General features: G+C 39.0%; 22 protein-coding genes and 1 pseudogene. 2 read left to right on the plus strand and 21 right to left on the minus strand.

Annotated elements, in window-relative coordinates; all coding sequences use genetic code 11:
- Positions 1 to 20 precede the first annotated feature (20 nt).
- From panB to F5613_RS16655, 21 genes and pseudogenes are all read right to left on the minus strand, one after another.
- Positions 21 to 842 carry a 3-methyl-2-oxobutanoate hydroxymethyltransferase gene (gene panB, locus F5613_RS00890; RefSeq protein ID WP_079683215.1) on the minus strand — a complete coding sequence of 274 codons (822 nt, stop codon included), beginning with the start codon at positions 840 to 842 and terminating at the stop codon, positions 21 to 23.
- 307 nt (positions 843 to 1,149) lie between these two features.
- Complete coding sequence (locus F5613_RS00895) at positions 1,150 to 1,590, minus strand: hypothetical protein (RefSeq protein ID WP_179398320.1); 441 nt, start codon at positions 1,588 to 1,590, stop codon at positions 1,150 to 1,152.
- A gap of 140 nt (positions 1,591 to 1,730) precedes the next feature.
- Positions 1,731 to 2,603 (minus strand): RteC domain-containing protein, encoded by an 873-nt coding sequence (locus F5613_RS00900; protein WP_179398321.1) that lies wholly within the window; start codon positions 2,601 to 2,603, stop codon positions 1,731 to 1,733.
- Positions 2,584 to 2,874, minus strand: a complete 291-nt coding sequence (locus F5613_RS00905) for a hypothetical protein (protein WP_179398322.1) — start codon at positions 2,872 to 2,874, stop codon at positions 2,584 to 2,586. Before F5613_RS00905 ends, F5613_RS00900 begins: the two co-directional genes overlap by 20 nt.
- 187 nt (positions 2,875 to 3,061) lie before the next feature.
- Positions 3,062 to 3,733 (minus strand): flavodoxin family protein, encoded by a 672-nt coding sequence (locus F5613_RS00910; RefSeq protein ID WP_218858850.1) that lies wholly within the window; start codon positions 3,731 to 3,733, stop codon positions 3,062 to 3,064.
- 19 nt (positions 3,734 to 3,752) lie between these two features.
- Positions 3,753 to 4,601, minus strand: a complete 849-nt coding sequence (locus tag F5613_RS00915) for an aldo/keto reductase (RefSeq protein ID WP_179398323.1) — start codon at positions 4,599 to 4,601, stop codon at positions 3,753 to 3,755.
- Positions 4,602 to 4,734: 133 nt separating this feature from the next.
- Entirely contained in the window at positions 4,735 to 5,376 is a 642-nt protein-coding gene (locus F5613_RS00920) for an NAD(P)H-binding protein (protein ID WP_179398324.1), read from the minus strand.
- Between the two features lie 11 nt (positions 5,377 to 5,387).
- Positions 5,388 to 6,140 carry an SDR family oxidoreductase gene (locus F5613_RS00925; protein ID WP_179398325.1) on the minus strand — a complete coding sequence of 251 codons (753 nt, stop codon included), beginning with the start codon at positions 6,138 to 6,140 and terminating at the stop codon, positions 5,388 to 5,390.
- A 26-nt stretch (positions 6,141 to 6,166) separates the two neighbouring features.
- A complete protein-coding gene (locus tag F5613_RS00930; protein WP_179398928.1) occupies positions 6,167 to 6,688 on the minus strand; it encodes a cupin domain-containing protein in 522 nt (173 codons plus the stop codon).
- 11 nt (positions 6,689 to 6,699) lie between these two features.
- A complete protein-coding gene (locus F5613_RS00935) occupies positions 6,700 to 7,716 on the minus strand; it encodes an alpha/beta hydrolase (protein ID WP_246303310.1) in 1,017 nt (338 codons plus the stop codon).
- 44 nt (positions 7,717 to 7,760) lie between these two features.
- Positions 7,761 to 8,477 carry a carboxymuconolactone decarboxylase family protein gene (locus F5613_RS00940; protein WP_179398327.1) on the minus strand — a complete coding sequence of 239 codons (717 nt, stop codon included), beginning with the start codon at positions 8,475 to 8,477 and terminating at the stop codon, positions 7,761 to 7,763.
- A 36-nt stretch (positions 8,478 to 8,513) separates the two neighbouring features.
- Positions 8,514 to 9,497 carry an aldo/keto reductase gene (locus F5613_RS00945; protein ID WP_179398929.1) on the minus strand — a complete coding sequence of 328 codons (984 nt, stop codon included), beginning with the start codon at positions 9,495 to 9,497 and terminating at the stop codon, positions 8,514 to 8,516.
- A 24-nt stretch (positions 9,498 to 9,521) separates the two neighbouring features.
- Positions 9,522 to 11,168 carry a carboxylesterase/lipase family protein gene (locus F5613_RS00950; protein WP_317171193.1) on the minus strand — a complete coding sequence of 549 codons (1,647 nt, stop codon included), beginning with the start codon at positions 11,166 to 11,168 and terminating at the stop codon, positions 9,522 to 9,524.
- Positions 11,169 to 11,411: 243 nt separating this feature from the next.
- On the minus strand, positions 11,412 to 12,353 hold the full coding sequence (locus F5613_RS00955; protein ID WP_179398329.1) for an aldo/keto reductase: 942 nt from the start codon (positions 12,351 to 12,353) through the stop codon (positions 11,412 to 11,414).
- Between the two features lie 35 nt (positions 12,354 to 12,388).
- A complete protein-coding gene (locus F5613_RS00960) occupies positions 12,389 to 12,856 on the minus strand; it encodes a nuclear transport factor 2 family protein (protein WP_179398330.1) in 468 nt (155 codons plus the stop codon).
- Positions 12,857 to 12,864: 8 nt separating this feature from the next.
- Positions 12,865 to 13,455: a flavodoxin gene (locus F5613_RS00965; protein WP_179398331.1), complete on the minus strand. Its 591-nt coding sequence runs from the start codon at positions 13,453 to 13,455 to the stop codon at positions 12,865 to 12,867.
- Between the two features lie 24 nt (positions 13,456 to 13,479).
- Complete coding sequence (locus tag F5613_RS00970) at positions 13,480 to 14,589, minus strand: alpha/beta hydrolase (RefSeq protein WP_218858852.1); 1,110 nt, start codon at positions 14,587 to 14,589, stop codon at positions 13,480 to 13,482.
- A 22-nt stretch (positions 14,590 to 14,611) separates the two neighbouring features.
- Complete coding sequence (locus F5613_RS00975; protein ID WP_218858853.1) at positions 14,612 to 15,625, minus strand: alpha/beta hydrolase; 1,014 nt, start codon at positions 15,623 to 15,625, stop codon at positions 14,612 to 14,614.
- A 14-nt stretch (positions 15,626 to 15,639) separates the two neighbouring features.
- Positions 15,640 to 16,722 (minus strand): alpha/beta hydrolase, encoded by a 1,083-nt coding sequence (locus F5613_RS00980; protein WP_179398332.1) that lies wholly within the window; start codon positions 16,720 to 16,722, stop codon positions 15,640 to 15,642.
- 113 nt (positions 16,723 to 16,835) lie between these two features.
- Positions 16,836 to 16,970: pseudogene (locus tag F5613_RS00985) on the minus strand (zinc transporter ZupT); the annotation flags it as partial.
- Positions 16,971 to 17,223: 253 nt separating this feature from the next.
- Positions 17,224 to 17,577, minus strand: coding sequence for an Arm DNA-binding domain-containing protein (locus F5613_RS16655; protein ID WP_179398201.1), 354 nt, complete (start codon positions 17,575 to 17,577; stop codon positions 17,224 to 17,226).
- Between the two features lie 432 nt (positions 17,578 to 18,009).
- On the opposite strand from F5613_RS16655, the gene F5613_RS00995 reads away from it, so the two are divergent.
- Both F5613_RS00995 and F5613_RS01000 read left to right on the plus strand, forming a co-directional pair.
- A complete protein-coding gene (locus F5613_RS00995; protein ID WP_079683214.1) occupies positions 18,010 to 18,285 on the plus strand; it encodes a hypothetical protein in 276 nt (91 codons plus the stop codon).
- A gap of 115 nt (positions 18,286 to 18,400) precedes the next feature.
- The gene (locus F5613_RS01000; protein WP_079683213.1) at positions 18,401 to 18,991 is read left to right on the plus strand and encodes an HD domain-containing protein; all 591 of its coding nucleotides are present in this window, start codon (positions 18,401 to 18,403) and stop codon (positions 18,989 to 18,991) included.
- Positions 18,992 to 19,036: the final 45 nt, after the last annotated feature.

The raw sequence follows: 19,036 nt of genomic DNA on the forward strand, positions 1-19,036 counted from the left end.
GAAACTTATGAGCGATAAAATTAATATTGCTCTTTTTCGTTTGGGAAATCAGATGTTTTCACATCTTTGATATAGCTTTTTACCGCCTTGGTAATCTCTTCGTGAAGATTGGCATATTTACGCAAGAAACGAGGTGAGAAACCTTGGTTGATACCCAACATGTCGTGCATAACCAAAACTTGTCCATCAACACCCCCTCCTGCTCCGATTCCAATAATTGGAATTGTAAGTTCGGAAGCAACACGTGCAGCCAATTTCGCTGGTATTTTTTCCAGTACAATTGCAAAGCAACCTATTTCTTCCAGAAAATGAGCATCTTCAATTAGCTTATTTGCTTCGGCCTCTTCTTTGGCCCGAACAGTATATGTGCCAAATTTATTGATAGATTGTGGCGTTAAACCCAGATGTCCCATGATTGGAATACCGGCCGATAAGATACGTTCAAGTGATTCACGTATTTCAGAACCTCCTTCCAGCTTTAAGCAATCTGCACCGGTTTCTTTCATGATACGCACAGCCGAAGCTAAAGCTACTTTAGCATCTCCCTGGTAAGTACCGAATGGCATATCTACAACCACAAGGGCTCTTTTTACAGCTTTTACGACCGAAGTTCCATGGTAAATCATCTGATCTAAAGTCATAGGAAGAGTTGTTACATTTCCAGCCATAACATTTGAAGCAGAGTCACCCACTAAAATTACATCCATTCCAGCCTCGTCAATAACTTTGGCCATTGAATAGTCATAAGCAGTCAACATGGAAACTTTCTCTCCTCTCTGTTTCATCTCTACGAGACGATGAGTCGTCACTTTTCTGTTATCTTCCGATTGATGTACTGACATTATTTATCATTTTTTTATTATAGGATGCCGCAAAGGTATCTATTTTATTTTTATATTTGTGGTAGTCTGAGGATATTTAACTGACCATCAGTTTATTTTGAAGACTCTCGCATGAAAAGGGCAATGGATAAGTAAGTAGAAAGTGCTTAGATACACTTAGTTTTTCATGCATTCAAATAACTCTGTTATCTATTTGCAAAGATAAGATTTACATGTTAATTAGCAAAAGATTAAAATAGTTTTCTGCTATAAACACAAAAGGCTTTCTTACTCGGAAAGCCTTTTGTGTTTATAGCACTATTTCAAATTATTCCTTTACCCTTCTAGGAAAATAACATTTTGTTCCGTCCGGTGAAAGGAAAAAATCAAATGTTTCCGTTGCCCTCTTATTTGTTATCGGTTCGTCGATTGAATAAGTACATCGAACAATAATCATCAAAATATCGCTTGCATCTCTGTTCTCGTATCTTTCAAGTCCTTCTGGTGTGGTTTCTTTAAGCACATTAATCTGTTCTTTTGTTTTGTCAATGCTGGACTGATAAGAATTTATCATAGTTTGAGATGGTCTATAGGCGGCCTTCGCTTTTTCAATGTTTTCCGTAAATAAGCTAACAGTTTTTTCAAGTGAGGCCATCTGCTTGTCCCTCTCGGTATTAAAATTGTCTGTGATTATTTTAATACTATCCATAACGGTTACGCGGCGTACGTCTTCCAGCTTTTCCACTTTAAAATTCATATTCAATTTCATTCCTCTACTGTCGGTTTGCGCGAAATCGGCAATTACTTTTTCATATTTTCCCGTTGTACCCTCCACAGGAGAACAAAAGGGAAACCAATGATAACAAAATGATTCTTTTCATCTTCTTATTTTTTTTAAGTCTGTTGCTATTATTTCTTATCGTTGTCTTTATCTTTTCCCCCAGGCTTGGTATTCTCCATCCGTTTACGTATTTCTTCCCGCAGGCGGTCAAGGAATGGTGTGGGCTGGTTACGGATACGCATATCATAGAAATTGCGGGCTATATTGTTACCCAGATCTATATTGAATATACTCTCAAAATAAGCTGCAATCTGTATTATGGGGATTTTCCCGTTGTTAAAGCAGCCTTCGGTATCAAGAGCATAAATCAATTCGATGAGATCGGTTTTACTGCCCGTCCATGTCAACTTTACTTTCGGGAAAGAAGTTGCGCTGGGTTTTTGCATATAATTATCCAGCAGTTCCAGTTCCGAAAGCAGATATGCCTGCAGCATATCATTTGCCATAATCTTGGCAACTTTAAAATCCGCGTTAGTCGAAAACTGCGGATCGCGTTCATAGTAGAACGTTTCAAGATATTGTTCAGTATCGGGTTGACCGCGAACGAAATAGGCAGCATCAAGGTATGTCGCGCCCGAACGATAATACCGATAAAAGTCCAATATCTTGTCGTTGAAATCCTGAATGACGTCCAGTTTCTTTTTCAGGTATTCCTTTTGAGCCTCCACGCTGGCAACCGGACGGTGCATCTCGATATTATATACTTTCCTGTAATAGATCAGGTGGCAGAATATTTTAGGTTTTACCTCTTTGAAAAAGAGTATTTCCTCATCTTCATTCTGAAACTGGTATGCTATGATAAATTCCTTCAATCGGTCGAAACCCTCACCCAATACATGGGAGGCATCGAGAGACTTTTTCAGGATATTCTTATCTTCGGCTTCGATCTGCTGAATCTGCTGCCTGATCTCCTTTTGTAGTTTATCGATAAAATTTATCATGATTATAAATTGAAGTTCTTAATATTTTTATGGCTTCATAAGGTATTACTTGTATATTAAATGTATATGCTAAACCTACTCTATATGTGCCAGAACAACCTATAGGCGGTGCTGCATAAGGAATTCCTTTAAAACTGAAAACTGGCAATATTTCCGTCTGACACTCCGCGTACAATTCCGTAGTTGGTACGAACTTTAAGCGCTGTAGCATCTTTGTCAACTGCTTCTTGAGCTTGCAATGCGCTAGTAATAACAATAATGCTTTTTTCATATTGAACGTTTAAAATGATTATCTATTAGCCGTGAATTTGTATATAACCTGTAAAAGGCAGAGTTACTATTCCCAAGCTATTTTTACGAATATTCAATCACATGTTTTCATCCTTTCAGACATTATTGATAATGCTTTAGTCGGTCAGTACATTAGAGTCCTTCAAAGATTTTGAAATCATACTATGTTATTCAATCTTAGCTATTCTTTGTATCATTGTTACTCCCAGATCAAAAGCAGCTTTACAATCCAATGGAAATTGTGTACGACGATATTCGGACTTTTCATTTTCATCCCAATAAGTTGCAACATATTTGTTATAGTCCGTATATTGATAGGTATTATATGCACAAAGCCTTTCCGGTTGTTGTCCGAATACATTCCAAACATACCTTTCAATTTCGTTTAAGATAACCGGATAATTGCCTTTTTCCATGATATCCTTAGTCACATTCATCGTATAAATAAAAGCAGTCTGTAAACTTTTAGGAGCAAGATTGCCTTCATGTTCAGCATCAAATGAAAGATACTGATATATAAGTCTTTCAAGAAATCCGCGCAATTGTGCGGTAATTTCATGAAAATATATCGGTGAGCCAAAGACAACAATATCTGCATGAGAAACCATTTCTAAAAGGTCTGTTATATCATCACGTACAATACATTTACCATATGTGGAACCTTTTCGATGACAGGCAAAACAACTTATACACCCTTGATATTTGTAATCGTATAAATGAAAAAAATTAGTCTTAATATCTTTGCCTGTTGATGAAGCACCTTCAATGAAATTTTTCAACATTGTAGCTGTATTCCATTTTTTTCGAGGGCTTCCGTTAATGACTGTAACTTTAATCATTCCTCTATTCTTTTCTTATTTACTTTTTCTTAAAAGAAGACATCCATTTGACTATTTCCGGATCGCGATGGCTGAAAAATAAACTTTTATTCGTATCCAAGGATTTAATCATTTCCATGTCTTCTGCTAACAGTTCAAAATCGAACACATTGATATTTTCAATTATCCGTTCTTTTTTTACAGATTTAGGAATCACGACCACACCACGCTGGATTAACCAACGAAGTATAACCTGGGCGACAGACTTATTATATTTCTTACCAATCTCCAGCAATTTCTCATTCTGAAACAAGTTATTCTTTCCTTCGGCAAACGGAGCCCAAGATTCCATCTGTACACCGTTTTCTTTCAAAAACTTCAGGTCTTCTTCTCGTTGGTAAAAAGGATGAGTTTCAATCTGGTTTACAGCGGGTGCAATCTCATTGTTTGCTAACAAATCCATTACCCTGTCAGTATAGAAATTACTTATACCTATAGCCCGTATTTTACCTTGTCTGTTAAGTTCTTCCATCGCTCGCCACGAACCATATACATCTCCAAATGGTTGATGAATCAGATATAGGTCAAGATAATCAACTTGCAGTTTATTCATAGATAATTCTGCAGCTTTTAATGTCTGTTCATATCCGGCATCGGCAATCCATAGCTTAGTCGTGATAAACAAGTCTTTTCTATCTATGCCGCTTTCATGGATGGCTTCGCCTATAGCTTCCTCATTTTGGTAGGCAGCAGCCGTATCGATAGAACGGTAACCTGCTTCGATAGCAGTTAATACTGTTTGTTTACACTCTTTAAAATCAGGTATCTTGTAAACACCGATTCCTAAAACAGGCATTTCAACACCATTATTTAATTTTACTTTTTCCATTTTCAATTTATTTTAATTATATCCTTGAACGAATATTTTTTCATTCTTTGAATTGTCCTTACATAGCCAAACAAATAAACTCTATAACATATACGATCTTTCATTACTCTACCCCTCCCAATTTTTCAAAGCTTTAATAAAAAGAAGGTTTGTCCCAATTGGTATCGGGTTCGCTTACACCGATGCTTGATTTTATATATTTTCCTCCTTGATCTTTTAATATGTCTACGATCAACTGCGAAACGGCTTGACGGGTTACTTGTGCTCCTTGAAAGGGTTCACCTTTATTTGTAAGGTGATATTTACAGTTGCCGGGCTGGTTGTATAGCCAGGTAAGACGCAGAATAGTATAGTCCAGTTCGGGAGTTTCCACCAGTGCAACAGTATCTTTATGGAGCTGAATACCTCTGTCACCTACCATGCGACGATTCCAATCGCCGAAAGCTCCCGGTACTTCATCATAAATCCCCAGAATGGATGCTGCAATAATCCGTTTTACACCGACTGCTTTCATCGCTTTTACAATGGTTTCAACACCTTTCTTATCGTTCATGTCATTGAGATAGATGGCATCAACGCCTTTCATGGCATCCACCAAATGAGCATAATCCGAAAAATCACCGTTAGCCAGCGATACCCTTTCGGAAGCCAGGTCTTTTAATCTGTTGGAAGCGTTGCGGGCATATAGTACCAAATCATTCTCAGTCTGTTCGATAAGGTCTTTAGCAAGCATACGCCCAATTTGCCCTGCCGCCCCCAATATTAATATTTTCATTTATTATATCATTATAGTTGTTGAACAGTAGGTCTGAATAATACTTCGTTTACATCCACATCTTCGGGTTGACTGATAACAAATGATACAGTCCTTGCAAACGAATCAGCAGGTATCGCATTTTGTTCGTAATATTTATGGATACCCTCGGCTATATCAGGTGCGGTAATACTATTGGGCAAATCAGTCGCAACCGCTCCCGGCGAAATTACTGCCACGCGAATATTGTATGGTTTTACCTCCTGCCTCAATGCTTCTGAAATTACACGGACAGCATATTTTGTAGCCGAATAAACAGCTCCGCCCGGACTGATTGTATGACCTGCTACTGAAGATACGTTGATAAATTGCCCCGATTTTTGTTCTTTCATATATGGCAGGGCTGCTGCAATACCATATAAAACTCCTTTGATATTAACATCAATGGCTTGATTCCAGTCGTCTATCTTAAGATATTCCAATGGAGAGAGCGGCATTAATCCGGCATTGTTAATCATCACATCAATACGCCCGAATTCTTGAACGGCGGCATCTACCAGTTTTTTTACCTGCAGATGATCTGTTACATCTGTTTCAACGGCAAGAGCCTTTCCCCCATTCTTAATCAGTTCGTTTGCCAATGTGTCAATACGGTCTTTACGACGTGCTCCTAATACGACAACTGCTCCCTGTCCTGAAAGATAGCGTGCTGTTGATTCTCCTAAGCCGCTACTGGCTCCTGTGATTACAGCTACTTTTCCTGTTATATTTTCGATCTTGCTCATATTTCTTTTTATAATTATTGAAAACTCTATTTCTTATAGCTGTTATATTCTTCATCGGTCACAGGTTCCATCCAAACAACCGAACCTTTATGAGATTGTGAAGTGATAGCTATGTGTGTAAATTCACTATCAGGAGATGCACCGTGCCAATGGATAACATCGGGTAATATTTCAACCACATCTCCGACATTAAGTAGTTGTATTGGTTTTTCTTTTTCCTGATAATATCCTGTTCCTTTTGTACAAAGCAGGATTTGACCTCCAGGATGTGAATGCCAGTTATTTCTTACACCAGGTTCAAATACTACATTTCCAATTGTCAAATCAAAATTATCTTTGTCGGTAACCAACATTTGAAGCCATGCTGTCCCACTGAAATAATCGTTATTGATGGCTTCTCCTTTGGGAAATATCTGATTTATTTCATTGCTACTTGAAGTTTCCATTTTATCATTGTTTTTTTGATTATTACAACAAGCAGTAAATGCCAAATTTACTGCTAATAACACAGAGACAAGAGGTAGAATAGATTTTATTTTATATTTCATCATTCTGAATTTTAAAGGTTCGTTTGATAGAAGTTTACTAATTTATTTACGGCTTGCGATACATATTCGGGTTTCCAATAGGTTTGTATATGAGTAGCTCCATCAATCAAAAATAACTCTTTGTTTTTTGCATTGGTAGCTTTGCTAAACGCCTCGTCTGTCATATATTTCGTATCGGCTTTGCTTCCGGCTATCATCAACAAAGGCTGATTGATTAAATCCATATTTGCAGCAGCATCCCAAGTCATTAAGTCGAGCAGGCTACTCATTGTATATAGAAAGGTAGAGTTTGGATGTGCATAGGTTCTATAATAATACAGGTATCCTTCCCTGTACAGGTCAGTCGATGTTCTAGCTATTTCTTCGTCTGTAATACTTGCTACACCTGCATAAATGATTTTACCACCTGCGGCTTCTTGAGCTCTAGCATCTGTGGCTTGTTGTAACCGCTCCTGTATGGTAGCCAATTGAGAATTCTGAAATCCGTTACGTCTTACTTCACCCGAATTGAACATACTTAATGTTGCTACTGCCTTAAATCGTTTGTCAGACTGGGTTGCCTTTAAAGTATAACCCCCTCCGCCACAAATACCAAGAATGCCCAAACGGTTTGCATCTACCCCTTTATATTGGGTAATAAAGTCTGCCATACCGTGAATGTCTTCAGTACGGTAGGCAGGATTATCCGTATGACGCGGTTCTCCGCCGCTTGCTCCCTGATATGCTGCATCTGCGGCAAGGGTTATATATCCTGCTTCCGCTAAACGCTGTGCATATAATCCCGCGGTCTGCTCTTTGACACCACCATTTGGATGCGCTACCACCACAGCAGGATACTTTTTAGAAGGGTCATAACCGGCAGGTGTATAAACATTTGCAGCAATATCAATCCCGTTTAGTTTATACGATACGGGGTGAATATTTGCTTTTCCTTTTACATTTTCTGTAATTGCTCCTTCATATACCAAAGTATATGGATTTTGTTTTTGTGTTGTTTGAGCATTTGCTGTGCTTATTGTCAATGACATAGCTATTGCGATTATTAAAATTAATGTTTTCATTATTGTTTTATTTAGTTATTTCTTGTTTTTAGAATTTCATCCAGTACTTTTTGCGCATCGGATGCTTTTTCTTCTCCAATGGCTGATTTAATAACCTTTACAAATTCTTGCAACTGTCCAGGCGTTAGACCAACATTTAACGAAATGGTTAAATGGCCTTTGAGCATAGGTTCTGCATCACCAATAGCACTGATTACGGAAATCGTAACTAATTCTCTTTGGGCATAGGTCAAAACATCGCGTTCGAATATATCTGCAAACAAATGCTCTTTGAGGAAAGTGTCTATTGTAGGGGCAAAAGCCGAATAACCCGAAAGCGTATCGGGCTGCGGTGCGCCTGTCAGTTCGCCCAGAATCTTTTTTCCACGTTCGTACTTACTGCCTTCTTCATTAATCGGCGATGCTTCCCGTCCCGGATTGTCATTAATACCATTGGCTTTACGCTCATCCAATACAGTCATAAAGGTTTGCAGCCCCCGAATACTTCTCGGAAATCCACAGTAAGCATACAAGTGTACCAATCCTTCTTTTATTTCGTTGACGGTCAGACCGGCTTCGAGACCTGCAACAAGTTCCGGTTTTAGTCTTTCTAAATCTCCTTTGGCAGTAAGTGCGGAGATCGTAATTATCTTTTCTTGTTTCTTATCTAACATATCATTCTGTGCATTTGCGTTACCTGATATCCCCAATAATATCGTAATTATACAGATCAAATTCACTTTTATCATAACCGATTTATTAAATATTTTTTACTCAATCATTCTCTATTTTCCGACTCTTTTGGCAAATTCTTCCGGGTATCTGTTCCCTGTTACATGGATATGCTCTAATCTTTCATTGATTTTGGCAATTTCCTGAGTTGACAATTCAGTATCAATACTTCCGATATTTTCATCTATCCTCTCAGCTTTTCTTGTACCCGGAATAGGGACAATCCAGGGTTTAGTAGCTAATACCCATGCCAAAGCAATCTGTGGTGCTGTAGCATTCTTTTCTATTGCCAGTTCTTTTACAAACTCAACTAATTTTTGATTTGCAGCTAATGCTTCCGGAGTAAAACGTGGAAAGCCGGGTCGCAAATCATCTTTACCAAAAACCGTATCTTTATTGAAAGAGCCGGTAAGAAATCCTTTTCCAAGAGGGCTGAATGGAACAAATCCTATACCGAGTTCTTCTAAGATAGGGAACAACTCTTTTTCCGGCTCGCGCCACCACATAGAATATTCACTTTGGACGGCAGTCAATGGGAAAACGGCATGTGCCCTCCTTATTGTTTGTACTCCGGCTTCGGATAACCCCCAATGAAGTATCTTACCCTCCTGATACAACTCTTTCATTGTTTCCGCCACATCTTCTATCGGCACATTGGGATCAACACGATGCAGGTAATATAAATCGACATAATCGGTCTTTAATCGTTTCAGGGAACCTTCAATGGATTTTCGTATCTCTTCCGGCTTTCCATCAACAACCTGTTTACCGTCTATAGTCTTTATACCGCATTTAGTCGCAATGATTACATCTCTCCGGTATGCTTCCAATGCTTTGCCTAACAATTCTTCATTAGTAAAAGGACCATATACCTCTGCTGTATCAAAGAAATTTATTCCTTTTTCCATTGCATGATGGATGACCTGTATCATTTCTTTTTCATCTGAGGCAATTCCATATCCATGACTCATCCCCATACAACCAAGACCGATTGCAGAAACCTCTAAATCTCTACCTCCTAATATTCTTTTTTTTATTTTCTTCAATATTTAATTCCGATGTTATTTCATTGTGTTAGTTACCTTTTCTATCACGTCTAGCCGTGCTTTTTTAGGATCGGGTGTACCAACAGTCAATCCATCAAGTTGGAATTCCAGAATCTCGTTTTTTTGGTGATTGTAAAGAGGCCATTCAGGTAAATCTTTGCCATTCGGATTACCTGTCTTTGCAAAATTAGCCCAATAGGTGTTCATCATCCTTGCCACTTCCCGGTCTTTGTCTGTAGTAATCTCCGCTCCCCAACGAGAACTTAGTTTATTAAATACATATGGGATTTCAGAACCATGAGGTGCGCCATTGGGCATTCGCTCTTGCTGTGATAAAGGCACATACGAGAACAAATAAATATATGCAGGTGTTCCGTTTTCGGCAAAAACATTCGCAGTGAATCGGGCAGGTTCTGCCCACACTTTGTCGGTGGTGACCATTGTAAGCAGTTTGCCAAAATCGGTTATGCCAGTAGGGTCATAGGCTGCAATAGCCTCATTTATATAACCTCCAAACATTGACAACAGTTGCTCTTTTGAATTGGCATTAATGAAGCCTCCCGGTACTTCCGCACTATTTGAGCCGATAATGAGCGGGATGTGCGGTGGTCTTCCTGCCTCATAGGCACTTTGTGCTGTTTCTACTACCAATTTTCCGTCAAGGATTGGACCTGAATAAATAGGAAGTCCTCCATCCTCATTGGTTTCTTGTCCTCCATCTACAATATCCTCTACACTTAATGAGCGAAGCTTTTCAAGAGCCGTAGCATCAACACCTTCGATTCCATGTTTTCGAGCAAAATTTCTGCCAATTGTTTCTGCTGAAACAGGGTAATACGGATCGGAATTTTCTTTACGTATCGACCTACCGGTAAGTACTCCGTCACGACCACCACCGGATTCAATAATCGCTTTATGGAAAAGTCCTTTTGCAAATGGTATCGTCAGTAGTGAATGGACAGAAACGCCACCAGCAGACTCGCCAAAAATGGTAACATTATCCGGATTACCTCCAAATGCAGCGATATTTTCCTGTATCCATTTGAGGGCAGCAATCTGATCCATATAAGCATAACTACCCTTTGGTTCTTCCGGAAATTCTTCACTCAATGCAGGAAAAGCAAAATGCCCAAGACGTCCAAGTCGATAGTTAAAAGTTATCAGAATAATACCTTGTTTGGCAAATTCTTCTCCTGAAGTAGATTCACCGGAACCACTTCCACCAACGAAACCTCCACCATGTATCCACACCATAACCGGTAGTTCATCTTCTGGCTTCGTTCCGGAAGGTAACCATATATTCAGGAAAAGACAATCTTCAGATGAACCCTCAGCTATTCCTCCTGAACTTCGTGGCCAACCTGCTTGTGCACAATTTGCCCTATACTCACTTGCATCAAGCTCTCCTTGCCATGCGGGTACTGGTTGTGGTGGTCGCCAACGATATTTACCTACAGGTGGTGCAGCATAAGGAATTCCTTTAAAGCTAACAATACCCTCTTGTTCTATACCTCTCAAAATTCCTGACGTTATACGAACCTTAACCGTTGTATTTTGATCTATTTGAACAATAGATTTTTGAGCCAACAACGATCCGCTGATGATACTTAAAGCTAAAGCTGTTAATATCTTTTTCATGTCATATTTCAATTTACCATTCATTTTACCTACCTTCTTACTCCTTATTCATTGTTCTATTCATGGCGACGAAGGCAGCTTTTTATGGAAGAATATATTCAAAGAATCAACATTATATTCAGCTTTCCATTACCTCTTTTGCTTGAACAAAGTAATAAGTTCCTATTTGTGTTAGGGTATTTTTTTAGAGCATATAAAAAATGTATATATTTAATGCTATTTATTTATCTATCTATGCTATCCTTTTATGACATAATTATTTATTAGTCATTCAAACTTCATATTGACAAATCCTTGCTTTTGTTCAAGCGTCATATTAAAGAAGCGTTTCTCTTTATTCAGTGAACGCATGGCGGCCATTTCATCATCATTGAGGGCAAAGTCAAAGATTTCAATATTTTCCTTGATGTAATTAGGATTAGTTGCACCGGGAATTACCGAAAATCCTTCCTGAATATGCCAGCGTAGAATAATCTGTGCCGGAGTCTTTCTATGTGCAGCAGCGATTATCTTAATAACAGGATCTTTGAACAGTGCGCCTTCACTCATAGCACCGCCCAGCGGAAACCAACATTCAACTGCTATGTTGTAGGGTTTTACTTTTTCGCGAATATCTATTCGTTGTGCATAGGGATGACATTCAATTTGCAACGCAACAGGTTTTATTTTCATATTATCAACAATGGCATGGAATGCTTCATCACTGTCATCAAAATTGCTGATACCCAATGCCCGTACTTTTCCACTTGCTACGGCTTTCTCCATATCTTTCCAGGCACCGACAAAGTCTCCGACTGGTTGATGGACGTATAGTAAGTCAATATAGGTTGTTTGCAGACGAGCCAACATTTTATCTATTGCTTCCATCGTTATGCCTTCTCCATATTCAGAAGGCCAGATTTTGCTGGTAATCCAAATTTCTTCACGAGGAACGCCACTCTCTTTAACCGCTGAGCCGACCCCTGATTCGTTCCCGTAGGCGTGGGCTGTGTCTATATGGCGATAACCGGCCTTTAAAGCCACAAGGCAAGCCTCTTTACAGGCTTCATTTGATGCTGTGAACGTTCCAAGTCCGAATTGAGGCATTTCCAAACCATTATTCAGTTTTATCATTGGAACATTTGCATTCACAACTTGTGCATTCGTAAAATGTACACTTCCAAATAGCAGAATTGCTATTAACGTAAAACATTTTTCTGAGATTTTCATATCGTTATTTTTTATAATTTGAAGGATTTTTCTATTTATTCACCTAATAATCTGGTAAATGAGAGTGATCCTAACTTCCACTTACCATCTATCAATACATATACTTCCGTTACCATAAATGGATTTACAACTTCATTGCCACCGACAACGGCAGTCAAGCGAATCCGATCTAAAATGATTGCGGTGTTACTAATAAATCGAACTGATGTTTCTTGTATTTCTGCATGCTTGTAATGGATACCGCCACTCTTGATCGTATTCAGTTCCTGTTCCTTATTCATCGTTCCGCCCATGTGGACAAAGACAGCTTCGTCATGAAAAAGGTTATTCAGCGAATCCACATTTTTGTCAGCCATCCATTGCCATTTAGTTTTTGACAAATCTAGAAGTTCCTGTTTCGTCTGCTCACAGTTTGTTGTTTGTCTCTGTGCATAAGACGTCTGCATACTTAGCATCAATATACTGAATGCGAGAAATAATACTTTTGATATTCTTTTTTTCATGACAATTTTTATTTATTGATTATTAAACCTATTTCTTTCAACCAAGGTTCTACATCCGCATTCCCATTCGTTGAACCAAAACCTTTCAAATGTTTGGAGTCAGGGGTTAGTTCTACTATTTTAGCCAAGGTTTCATCCCTGTATGTTGCACCATAAGTGCAAAACGGTATAATTGTTTTCCCTTTAAAACTGTAATTTTCGCTTTCCAAAAATGACCAGATAGCCATAGGCGCTGTATGCCACCAGACAGGGCAACCAACAAAAATCGTATCGTATTGATCCAAATTCTCTACTGTCATCTTTAGTTCCGGACGAATTCCATTATCGCGTTCTGCTTTGGCTACTTCGGTATGTGGTGTGTATTCACTTGGGTAAGTATTTACCGTTTCAATCCGGAAGAGGGTTCCTCCTGTATGTTTGGCAATATTTTCCGCCATCTGTTTTGTTTTCCCTGTCCAACTAAAATAGGCTATCAGAATTTTTCGTTCTGTGGCTCCGGTATTTGTTTGCTCTTCCTTTACAGAAGAACGGTTGTTGCCTGAATATGCCACAGGGCATATTACCAACATTATCAATAGAGTTAAAAATAGATTTTTCATATATCTTTTTTTGATTAATATTTCTTATTCTTTAATATGTCTTTGCCAAAAGCGGACAGCTAAATCCAGCCATCCTTCGGCATCTGTACCTGTTCCGAGGCCGAATCCGTGTCCGGCAGTCTGATACCTGCGATATTCAACATCTACACCTGCATTTCGTAAATTTTCGACACGCCTTTCCACAGTATTCACATTGGCTATTCCATCGTTTGCCGCAACGGTTATAAATGAAGGTGAAAAATTACTTGAATAAGTTGATTGCCCGGTATAAGCAATGACTGCTGTGGCAGGTTTTGGCAAATTATCTCCCTTATAAGCAGACACACCGCTTAAAGCAATGTTTCCTGCCATACGCGCCCCAGCTGAGCCACCCCATACTGAATAGTTCTTGCTGCTTACTCCGAGAATAGCAGCATTACGAAAGATATAAGATATCGCTGTTGCCAAATCTTCCGTAGCATATTGTTCACTACCGATACGGTAGCGTATCACAAAAGCATTCAGTCCTAATTCGCTTATTCGCTGTGCCAAAGGGAAGCCTTCGTGAAGTGAACCGACATACGAAAAACCTCCACCGGGACAAACTACCGCAAAAGGAGCATTGGGATTTCCCCGAAAGAAGAAAATTCCCGTATTTCTTTTAGCCGGATCTTGCTGCTTTTGTTGTTCCGTATAAATATCATAAAAGATCGTTTTACCTTTATTTACCTCATCTATCATGTAATTTACCGAACCAACGATTACGTCCGGACGGACATTTCCGTGATACGGCATAAGGGAACCTACATTGGAGATCGGCGTATTATAATAAGACGAATTATCGTCACGGGATAAGAGTAATTCCCCAAACCCATTAAAAGCAGGATGATTGACGATATCACGTACATAATCATTTGTAGTCAGGTGTGTTCCCATATCCGTATTATTTTCGTCACCGTCATTTTCGTTTGTGTTGCCGTTTTCTTCAACAACGGTCGTGTTCGGCTTGTCTCCGTCGCAAGCCGAGACAAAACAGCTACACATCAACAACGTTATCATACAGATTATCTTCATCGTAAATTTCCCTATTAAACGCGTAAATGCGAGTACGGAGAGTTCCCATTTGCTATTTTCTAATTGTCCTGTTTTCATCATCAAACGATTTATCATATTCTAATTATTCATCTTCATTCCAAAACCAGCATAGCCCGTTGTAAGTATATTCCGTTGACGCACGGCCATCGTGAGCATATCCGTCTTTCACGCTGTAAGCAAAATTTCCGTCCTGCTTGTTGTTAGCCTCAATGAAATACGGGGAATTCCGCATTTTGTTTACTCTGTTATTGTCATACGAATAGGCAAAATCTGCTGTTCCTGTGATAACCCAAACGAAAAAGTCGTCCTTGTCGTGATTCCCGGCTGCCGCAAAGATGTTATCCTCGTCCAGTGAGGTTCCACAGCTCATAGGCAGGAAATACCTGAAATAATCCAGGCAATATTGGAATGTGCGCCAAGCCGCGACCGAACCCATAGAAAATCCACCAAACCCTCGATGATCGTGTGACGCCTTCAGGCTTTCAGGAGACGAACTTTGCGCAAAGGTTGAATATGTACTTTCTACCGCCGGAATAAGGTCGTTTAAGAGTTCATTATGATAATTCCTGTTTAGTTCAAGCGCAAGGCTGAAATTTCCACTGTCTTCGGAACTTGTATTGTTGTAAGTCGGGCAAATAATGATAAGCGGATGCATTCTCCCGTTCTCTATGGCGTTATCAAGAATATTCTTGAAGACACTCGGCTGCCCGGGTGTGCCAAGAGTCGATGTTTCATTGCCCCAGCCGCCGTGCATCAGATAAAAGGCATTGTACCTGTTTTCGTTAGAGTACGCATACGGCAGATATACAATTGCGCGTTTTGTCAGTTTCCGGGTTTTCTGTTCGTAGGTCATTGATTCGTAGGTCTCGTAAGTAAACTCAACTAATGTGCCTCGCTGATTTGCCGCTTGGTAATACGCTTCAGGAATTGTTTCAAGTTCCTGTGGAATCAAATGAGTAACTTCGGCGGGTGGCGTTTTATCCTCATCCCCATTGTCTGAAACGGGATCATTTTTTCCACATGCCGAAAAAGACAACGCAGCGAACAGTAGTGCCATGTTGCTAATTCTTCTTCTTATTATTTTTGTTATTCTCATGAGACGTTTGATTTTTAATCAAGTCCTTTTTCTTTCATCCAATCCGAAAGCAAGTCTGCAATTTCGATATTGTTCAGATCAGACATGAGGAAATGTGTATTACCATATATGCCTATCTCAGGTAATTCCACCAGAGTAGCATCTCCGCCATGACGGTTAATCGCTTCTACAAAGAGGCGTCCCAAAGCCAGACGTGTACGCCAATTCTCCGCGCCGAGGTCGTTGCTTACTTCTTTCCCGATATTATCTCCGAAATACAAGACAATAGGTATTTGTGTCAGTTTCTTAAAGTCTGCCATCGGAATTTCGATACCGGACAATACGCCTGTACGTCCTGTAATGGGTTCAGGCAGTTCTCCTTCGGGAAATAAGTAGGTACCCGGTTCATACGATACGATAGCCTTCACATTACTGCTCTTTACCCCTGCGAACCATCCGGGTAAACCTCCTTGAGAATGCGTTATAAGAATACCTTGACCTATTTTATTGAAAAGCTCTACCATGCTGTTTGTTATCACATTGGCATCAAAACCGCCTGTGTTGGGAGTCATCTGGCGGAAGAAATTCTCCAGGCTTTTTTTATCTCGTGGAAACTGTACATTATCGAAATAGTTCGGCCAAATACCGATACGGAATATTTCGTACCACATCTGTTCATCAGCAATGGGTTCTATGGTTGCAGCAACGGTGCTTCGCCCTGCTTTTCCCCTGCGGGGTTGGTCTACCAGATAGGTACTGAATCTTCTTCGTGAAAATATATTCTGGAAACCTTCACGTCCGTCCGCTGTGGTTTCCCATGTCCTTGCCGATTGTCCTGCACCATGTAGAAATACGAGGGGATATTTGCGGGAATTATCAGGTATTTGATAAAATACATAAGCATGGTCGCCGTGAAAGGTTTGTCCATCAGGGTAAGGTTTGAAATTATCAAACTTGTTTGCATCATAAGTCCCCGGATTTTGGATGATTGTTCCGCCAACGGAAAAACTGCCTTGTTCTTTCAGTACAAGCAATCCGTCTGTCTGATTATCCGTCTGCCCTTTACATCCCCAAAAGAGGCATAGTGCTATTATTATCAATATTGCTGCATGTTTCATATTCTTTCTTTTAAGAAGTTTATATTATCACAATACAAAATTATGCACAATAAATACCTATGTAAATAGACAGATTACGGATTCTTATACCATTATTACTGATTTGATTTAATTTACAAAATGAGCAGGCTTATTGCCATGACCGCCATTCCGGCCACAAATCCGGAAATGGAATAATGATGATGTCCATATTTTTCGGCGCCCGGCAGTAGCTCATCTACCGAGATAAAGACCATAATTCCGGCAACGGCGGCTATCAACATTCCCTGTCCGTAATTGTTCATATATTTCATTATAAAAAATATCATGGAAGTCTGCCCAGCGGCTCAGCCATTCCCGACAGGAACGACAGCCAAAAAGTTTTTGAAAGGTTTTTAATTGAAATGTTCATTGTAGAATAACATTACGGTTGATTATGATCTATCCAAAACAATAAAAAAACGAAAGAAACCTTAAAAGGCTTAGACTTGTCCTGTTTCCCTTTTTCAACAAAAAAAATTATTAAAATAAATTCCATATTTGGGTTGTAATAAAGCACACAACAAAACCCAGTATTAGAGGAAGAATACTTGCCACGAATGTCCATTTGGCACTGCCTGTTTCCTTGTAAATTGTATATATCGTTGTACTGCAGGAAGCCCTGATTTCGTCCAACTGTCGGTTAATCTCATTTGAGGTATGGCTTTTCCCTGTGGCGCGGCCGGATGCCCATAGGTCTGCCGGAACGGTCATTTTTGCACTAAAGATGGTTTCGGAGAATTTACCGATTGAAAGCCTTGCCATTACTGGGCTTTTACCATCCTTTTTCGTTTCATTTCTTTTCAGGTAGAAAGACACCTTTACTTCCTGTTTCATGACTCTGTTATTTAAGTGTAAAATTACTTGTAACAGATTTATTTTCAGTAATATAAATTGAGGAGCCAATGGGCAAAAAATCCCAATTTTCTATTAAAAATCCATCTTTTCGCCGTTAGTGCGAAAAAAGGGTTATTTTTGAAAGACGATTTTAGAAAAACAAGCGCTCTTTGAGGTCATTATCTTTATTCAGGTTGTTTTTGCATCCTAATCCGACTAACCAAAAAGGCAGTATTTAGGTAGCAAATCTTCCGCTTAACTGCTCTTTATTCTTCCACCTTGCCGATATTCGACTATGAGAAAAATAGAGAGGAATAATGATTAATGAGCCTAAACTCCAAATACTTACCTCTATTCTTCCTAATTTTGCCTATCTTTGCGAGATTCTGTATATATTTGTGAAAATATTAACTCAATAAATTCTAATCACCTATGGGAAGAAGGCCTAAATACACTCTGGTACAAAAACTTAAGAATGACTTAACTGAGTCTTTTAACAGAGCGAACGGGATTCAGTCTGCCGAACTTTTTACTATGTTATTTGAAGTATTAAATGAACAAAAGTCTAAAATAACACCCTCAGTAACTATAACCGAAACTGATCCCGATTTATCCATAGAGGCATTTGAAAAATTATCTCTTATTGAAATTATGAAATTACAAGGAAAGCTCAATCGACTGGCCATGCGTAAAAGAAGAGATGAATAATTTCGACAATATAACAGAAGAAGGGGAATGAATATATTCCCCTTCACTATTTATAGCTTATATATTTGAACAATCAGAAATAACATTTTAGAATCAAAATAATGATACTTGACATATGATTACAAATGACTTACTTAAACAAATCCAATTTATTAAAGAGATAGATAAAATCAAATACATTCAACGTCGCACCTGTTTACTCAACAGCGACCGTCCCGAAAATGATGCAGAACATAGCTGGCATTTAGCTCTGATGGCAATAGCTCTTTCTGAACATGCAAACAAACCGGTCGATATCCTGAAAGTTATAAAAATGGTTTTAATACATGATATAGTTGAAATAGATTCCGGAGATGTATTTGTTTATGACAAATCAAAAAGCCATAAAAATACAGAAGAAGAGTTTGCTGCTGCAAAACGAATTTTCGGACTATTACCGGAAAATCAGGCTAAAGAATTGATTGATCTCTGGAAAGAATTTGAGGATGGAGAGACTGATGATGCAAAATTTGCCAAATCATTAGACAAATTTGAACCTTTGTTGCAGAACTTCTCTAATAACGGCGGTACATGGGATAAGTATAATGTTACTTATAACGAAGTATACACCCAAAAAAAATCGATCAATAAAGGATCGGACACACTTTGGGAATATGCTGAGAATCTTTTAAACGAATCTGTAGACAAGGGTATCTTGAAGAAATAAATTATTAATAATGCGAATCAGTAGTTGAAATCACTTGCTGATTCA

It is taken from the genome of Macellibacteroides fermentans (assembly GCF_013409575.1).
Classification (GTDB): domain Bacteria; phylum Bacteroidota; class Bacteroidia; order Bacteroidales; family Tannerellaceae; genus Macellibacteroides; species Macellibacteroides fermentans.